Origin of the sequence: Ensifer sp. SSB1 (genome assembly GCF_016652895.1) — a bacterium.
Taxonomy (GTDB): Bacteria; Pseudomonadota; Alphaproteobacteria; order Rhizobiales; family Rhizobiaceae; genus Ensifer.
Window position 1 is genome coordinate 1 of the sequence record NZ_JAEPRP010000116.1, and the last position, 3693, is coordinate 3693.

Genomic DNA, 3693 nt, shown 5'->3' on the forward strand with positions numbered 1-3693 from the left:
GAGACTGTCGCATCTCTAACTGGCCCAACTGTCGCATTACTAAATAGCCGCTACATCCTTGTATCGCATAACATACATTATGGAACACCCGAGCGGTTTTGCTTCTGTTGCTTTTGCTGCCTAAACCGCTTGTTGTGTTTCTGGGGATTTCCACGATAAACGGCGGTTTCACCTGTTGCTTTTCCGAGGCGGCATTGTGACATTTGCCCGCGTTCGGGAGCGCGGGTCAACATGCCGGTTAAATCACCGGCTCCTCAGACCATCAAGAAGGCACCCCTGCTGGCCGACAATCGCGCGGCGCGCAGCCGTGACGTTGCGGTGCGTGGACGTCGCTGGAGATCACTCTTCGTATCGCTCAGCGACCAAAAGGCACGCTTCCCCAAAACTTTCTTGTCCGCAAATTGCCAACCAGACAGCACCTCGTCGAACTCGCGTGGGTCAATCTCAAACGAGCAGGTGACGATCACGTCAGTGGTGGCGTTGGCGTTGCAGTCAAGGGTGCGAACCGACGGCGGTATCTGAGAAATGTTTAGAATGAAGGCCAAACGGTCAGGTCCCTGGTGCGGTCCCAGTGGTTCAAGGCCTTCGCAAAACACGGCAGCGCCAGCCAGAAATATTAGACCATACCTGAGCTTCAATTCTCTCCCTGCGGATGCGCCTTCGAATTCTAACAGGTCGTGAGCTTGATTGTTCCTGGTCGCTTTCGGACGTCGCTGCAATCGGGGCTTCCCTCAGGATGACGCTATCAATACCTCCATGTGCGCGGCTCCAAAAAGCAACATAGCGTTCGTTCGCGGATGTCCACGTGGTCGGGATCACATCTCGCATCCCTTCTGAGGTTACGGCCACTCCTCCTCCTGCCAGTCGCGGGCCGTATGGATGACGCGGACGATCACTACTGCCTCGTCCGTCAGCGCGTAAGCGATGATGTAGGGCAAGCCCGTCACTACCTTCTCGTAAGTGCCAGTCACGCGCCCCGGCCTGCCGGTGGCGAACTCACTGAGCCTGTTGCCCGCGTCTTCGATGGCGTCAACGACCCGCTCGGCTGCATCCGGATTATCGTCGGCGATGTAGGCGAGGATGTCGAGATAGTCGCGGTGTGCGTCAGCCGACCAGACAACTCGCCTCATCCTTGCGCTTTCTTGCGCCGTGCTTCCGCAATTATCTGGCGGGCTTCAGCCATCGCTTGCTCGTGCGGGACGACGCGGCCAGCCGCCACGTCGCCCAGCCCGCGCTGGATGCCTTCAATAATGGCAAGCTCGCGCTCGACGTAGGCCGAGATCGCCTCCCCCGCGAGGAAGGATTTGCTGCGCTTCGTCCCTTCGGCGATCTTTGTCAGCTTGGCCAAGGTGTCTTCCGAGACACGGATCGTCATCGTCGCACTCATGCTCCACTCTCCGTTGTGTTTACATGTACACATTATAGCACGGAACGCCGGTTGCGGGTCAAGGCTTGGCTTGCGTTCCCCTGATGACAGCCATCGCATCGGCGTCCTGTCAGCACTTCGGCGATGACCTGCGCGTGACCGGCCTCGCATGCGCGAGCCTAGAGAGGCATGCTCAGCGGCGTGTAAAAAGCAACACTCGGCTCTCTCGCCGCTGCAACACTGGCAAAAGATGTTGCAACTCCTTCTCGGACAAAAAGCAACAAACGCCTGCAAAGGAGGTATGCAACAGCAGGTTCGAACTCCGGAGGTCGGAAGCCTATGCCGAATCAGGCATCGCCTTCACTCACTCACCCAGCTTCACTGCCGAAACCGCACTCTTTGGAACCAGACGGTCATTTCAGTCGTGTTGCTTTTCGGACCAAGCCGAGCGCCTTCAAAGCCCTGTTCCTCCTGGCCCTGTGAGGATCGAGCGAAAGCGAAAAAGCAACAAACAGCCCATTTCCGCTCCTGCAACAGCCAATCCTATGCGCGCGGTCGCCAAAGCATTGTATTCCAGAGCAAATCTTTCACTCACTCACCCAGCTTCATTGCCGAAACGGCATTCTTTGGAACTTAACGGTCATTTGGGAAGTGTTGCTTTTTGCGCTTATACCGCTGTTTAAGCCGCCGTGAATTCCTCGATCAAGTGCGGTTTCGGCTGTGGCTTTTCGGCATGGACATCGCGTTGCCTCGTAATGCCCTTTCAGGCACTTTCATCGTCCGGTGAGTGCGTTCTCCGCCACGACAATGAACGCGGGAAAGGCGATCACCGTCACTTAGGTAACCGCGAAGAAGCCATCGAATTTACGTCCCTTGAAGCACTTTACGATGCCTTCCAAGCTGACATGGAAAGGATGCTCAGATGACAACTTTGACTGTGCGCTTGAGTACCATAGCGGATGCCAAGGCTCGCTTTGTCGAGGCCGGAAGGCGGGCGCTTGCAGGGGAGACAGCAGAGGCCGTACCTTCGGTCAACTTCACCTCCTACGATGACATGCACCGAGTGCTCGCGCCTTCCCGCCTCGCTATCGTCAAGGCGCTCGCGGGACACGGGGCGCTGTCGATCCGCGAGGTCGCGCGTCGGGTCAACCGCGATGTGCAGGCCGTTCATCGTGACGTGACGACGCTCGTCAATGCTGGTGTCATCGACCGGACAGAGAAGGGAATCGAGTTTCCCTATGATCGCATTCATTTCGAATACGATGTGAGCGCCGCAGCGTGATGAGGAAGTGTTGGCACTGATCGGCTACGCGCGTTTCCACCCGCGAACAAACCGTCGCGGCACGCTCGACGCGCTACGCAAGGTCGCGTGTACCAGCATCTTCGAGGAAACCGCCTCGGGCGCGAACCGCGATCGGCCGCCGCCGGGTCATCATGCCCCTGGTCCGATCCAGGCTCTTGGGCAGGACCATGCTTTACACTGCCGTCACTTGGGCAGCCGAGACCGTGGTTTTGGTCGGGGTCCGGACCTCCTCAACGAGGTCATCTCCATGGCTTCGAAGAGCCTGGAACGGAACAGTGCCCCGAACTTCGAAAGGCCGTAAAAAAACAACAACGGCCTTGGCACGGTCTTCAGCCCCTGCCCTGGCGAGCATTCATCCACTCACTCACTCAGCTACACGGCCCGAAATTACACTCTTTGGAACCCACACCATCTACCGGAAAACATGGATTGCGGCTGATCCTTGCCTTGCCGAGACGAGATTGAATTGTGAAACGGTTCAAATGTTATCAACGCTGCGCGCCTGCCGGAACAGGCGCGCAGATGTCCGACGGGTTGGGCTTATTCTTAGATATCGACCTTGTCGAATCGATGCGAACCCAAGGGTTCCATCACGTAGTTCGTCACCTTCTTCGACATCGGCAGCACAACGGTAGAATGGGCAATCGGAACCCAAGGCGCCTGATCGCTGATTATCGCCTGTGCTTCTTCGTAGAGTTTTGTCCGCTCGCTTTGATCCGAGCTGCTACGGGCCTTCTGGAAGATTTCGTCGAGCGGCTTGTAGCACCAGTTGGCATTGTTACTGCCGCCGACGCCGGCGCAGCTGAAGAAGTAGCTCAGCAGATTGTCCGGGTCGCCGTTGTCGCTCGTACCGCCGAGGATGATGGCGCCGTCGCGCGCCTTGTCCCGCGACTTCTTCAGGTATTCGCCCCATTCGTAGGAGACGATCTCGACCTTGATGCCGACCTTGGCGAGATCCGCCTGCATCAGTTCCGCCGCGCGGCGCGCATTCGGCCTATCGGGCGATCGAGGAGAGGCTAGCCGG

The 3693-nt window shown here is 57.7% G+C and carries 4 protein-coding genes and 3 pseudogenes; 3 read left to right on the top strand and 4 right to left on the bottom strand.

Features of this window, described 5'->3' with window-relative positions:
* Positions 1-254: 254 nt before the first annotated feature.
* From I8N66_RS24715 to I8N66_RS24725, 3 genes are all read right to left on the bottom strand, one after another.
* Positions 255-545: a hypothetical protein gene (locus I8N66_RS24715; RefSeq protein ID WP_291159306.1), complete on the bottom strand. Its 291-nt coding sequence runs from the start codon at positions 543-545 to the stop codon at positions 255-257.
* Positions 546-839: 294 nt separating this feature from the next.
* Entirely contained in the window at positions 840-1130 is a 291-nt protein-coding gene (locus I8N66_RS24720; protein WP_291159309.1) for a type II toxin-antitoxin system RelE/ParE family toxin, read from the bottom strand.
* Complete coding sequence (locus tag I8N66_RS24725; protein WP_223728871.1) at positions 1127-1387, bottom strand: CopG family ribbon-helix-helix protein; 261 nt, start codon at positions 1385-1387, stop codon at positions 1127-1129. Before I8N66_RS24725 ends, I8N66_RS24720 begins: the two co-directional genes overlap by 4 nt.
* 761 nt (positions 1388-2148) lie before the next feature.
* On the opposite strand from I8N66_RS24725, the pseudogene I8N66_RS24730 reads away from it, so the two are divergent.
* The 3 genes and pseudogenes from I8N66_RS24730 to I8N66_RS37595 form a co-directional block, all read left to right on the top strand.
* A pseudogene (locus I8N66_RS24730) lies at positions 2149-2292 on the top strand (DUF6516 family protein); the annotation flags it as partial.
* Positions 2289-2648 (top strand): helix-turn-helix domain-containing protein, encoded by a 360-nt coding sequence (locus tag I8N66_RS24735; protein ID WP_291159312.1) that lies wholly within the window; start codon positions 2289-2291, stop codon positions 2646-2648. The pseudogene I8N66_RS24730 and the gene I8N66_RS24735, both read left to right, overlap by 4 nt.
* A gap of 10 nt (positions 2649-2658) precedes the next feature.
* Positions 2659-2787: pseudogene (locus I8N66_RS37595) on the top strand (recombinase family protein); the annotation flags it as partial.
* A 428-nt stretch (positions 2788-3215) separates the two neighbouring features.
* Here I8N66_RS37595 and I8N66_RS24740 read toward each other — a convergent pair.
* Positions 3216-3693: pseudogene (locus I8N66_RS24740) on the bottom strand (ABC transporter substrate-binding protein); the annotation flags it as partial.